The sequence below is a fragment of the Calothrix sp. UHCC 0171 genome, assembly GCF_034931845.1.
Classification (GTDB): Bacteria; Cyanobacteriota; Cyanobacteriia; order Cyanobacteriales; family Nostocaceae; genus Brunnivagina.
Genome location: NZ_JAYGHN010000103.1, coordinates 1 through 2,310 on the forward strand (window position 1 = coordinate 1; position 2,310 = coordinate 2,310).

2 protein-coding genes are annotated in these 2,310 nt (G+C 34.9%); both read left to right on the top strand.

Annotated features, from left to right (window positions below):
• The first annotated feature begins 295 nt into the window (after positions 1–295).
• On the top strand, positions 296–1,645 hold the full coding sequence (locus VB733_RS27475; protein WP_323343209.1) for a hypothetical protein: 1,350 nt from the start codon (positions 296–298) through the stop codon (positions 1,643–1,645).
• 316 nt (positions 1,646–1,961) lie between these two features.
• The coding region (locus tag VB733_RS27480) for a hypothetical protein (RefSeq protein WP_323343210.1) at positions 1,962–2,310 on the top strand (349 nt) is incomplete at its 3' end.

Consider the following 2,310-nt stretch of genomic DNA (forward strand, 5'->3'; position numbering starts at 1 on the left):
ATTCGCAAACTGGGGATGTTCACGGTAAAACTCTGCTGGCAAGCGAAATCCAGCGCTGTTACCAATTTTTGTGCTGCGAATTTTGTAGGGGTTGTTCATGGTGTACATACGTCATGTACTTACATCATAGCAATTTTTGGCTGTTGATTGTCGCGTTACGTTATTAGGTAAATCTCGGAGAAAGTAATCGCGCTCTCCAGGCTACAGGGGTAGAACCGATTATCTTTAAAAATGTTTGATTTCTAACCAATCCTGGGAATAGTAAATAAAAGACCATCTCAAAAAAATAAATCATATGTTTACTCAAAAGCCAGCACCTTACTTATTTAAAGGAGGGAATGCTTCTGATTATCTTGTAGATGAGGGTAAGGCAGGTACTTGGTACACCAAGCATCTTCCCAGTGGTGAAACTATACAATCTGTGAGACCAGCTATTGATATGCTTAATATTGCAAATTTAGGTTTAAATATACTCAATGTCGGGATTGGCGTTTATAATGCCTTCCAACTTCGTAAAATTAAAAAGCAACTACAGCAGAATCACAATGAGATTCAAGTAGAAATTGAAAACTTGGATAAAAATCTGCGTTCTAATTTTCAAAACTTAGAAAATAAATTAACAAAAAATCAGCAAGAAATTCAATCCTACTTTTCCAGTATTCAAAATGCACTGACCGTTCAGCATCGTACCCTGGAGCTTTTAATCGCGAATCAAAAGAATCTCGAAGCGAATATGAATATTCTCCGTGAAGAGATGCGATCGGGATTTCAAAACGTGATAGAAGAGATTAAAAATGCCGAAGCATTGAGACAACGACAAGAATTTGAAACTCGAACTTTTAAGTTACTCAAAGTGTATGAAAGATTTACCCAATTGTTGCCTGAATTATCCGAAGTAGAACAGTTAATTGAAAGAGCGGAAGATTTAGAAGCATGGGTCAGAAGTCAACTCAATAGAATCCAAGTAGGAAAAGCTGAGAGGTTACCTTTATTTGTTGCCTTAACCTTTAGTATCCGAGCAAAGGCAGATGGATTTGAAGCGAAAGGGGGAGAGTATATAGAATTTGCCAGAAAAGAGATTAATCTATTAATTGATAATATATGTAGTGAGGTATATGAATTGTGCCAAGGAAGAAAACTATACACTCTCGGTGTAGAAATGCCAGAAATTATTTATCAATATACTCTCTTAAACCGTAGTTTGCATAGAGGATTAGAATTACAAAATCAAGAATTTAATCATGATGATATTAAAAAAGTATTCTCAACAGATGAAATAGTTTGGGATGATGGGATGGAGGAATTAAGGCAAATATTTACAACTCAGCTTGATGGTATTGAAACGATAGGTGGGAATACTAAAGTTAATTTGAGAACCCTGGATGACTACGAATGGTACATAGCTTTTTCAGGAGAAGACAGAGAGACTTTTAACATACATACCTGTGCTTCTTTTTTAGAACTTTGGAAAATTCTAAATAAAGTCGGATATACTAATGCTCAAAATGCAGTATTACCTAAATCTTCACTTAATAGATTAATGAATTTTGCTCTGCCTAAAGCAAGTAATAAGATAGAATCTTTAATTCAGCAAGAATTTAAACTAGAAACAGCACCTAAATTGTTTTATAGAAGTCTAAATTAACTTTAGAGGCAGATTATTTACGTTATTCAAAAAGAAAATCTCAAACGAGCTTTCTAGGTTCGCGAGATACCTCTAGCAAGTATTAACGCTCTAGAAAATTTTGGATATTTATGAAGTAAATAACGTTGTGGTAAATGTGGGTGATATCAATATTGAAATTAATCTCGGCAATGCTACAAATATTAAAATTGCCAATATATAAATTGGTAGTTTATATATTATAAACGTGATTGCACATACCAAATATCACTTTCGATAGTTGGTACTTGACTCAAAAACTTGCCATTCTAGACAAAATATCCCTTCACTCATTAAAATGCCAGCTATACAAAAACACCACACCGTTCGATTTGAAATGCTGCTAACACCCCAACAAAATGACCATTGGCACGCATTAGCTGAATCAAATGGTATCAGCAAAGCCGAATTAGTTCGACGCAGAATGGCAGGATGTCGCACCAAAACTATCCCCCAAGTTAACTGGAAATGTTATTGGCAATTATTGAAAATTAGCGAAGAAATAGACCAAATTGCCAAAGCTCAAAATCTCGCATTATTACAAGGTTTAATCCCACCTCCTATTGACCATATTCCCTTTGAAGAATTAAAAACAGAGATTTCTAGATTGCGATCGCAGTTAATTTTGGGAAGCACGAAAGATGATT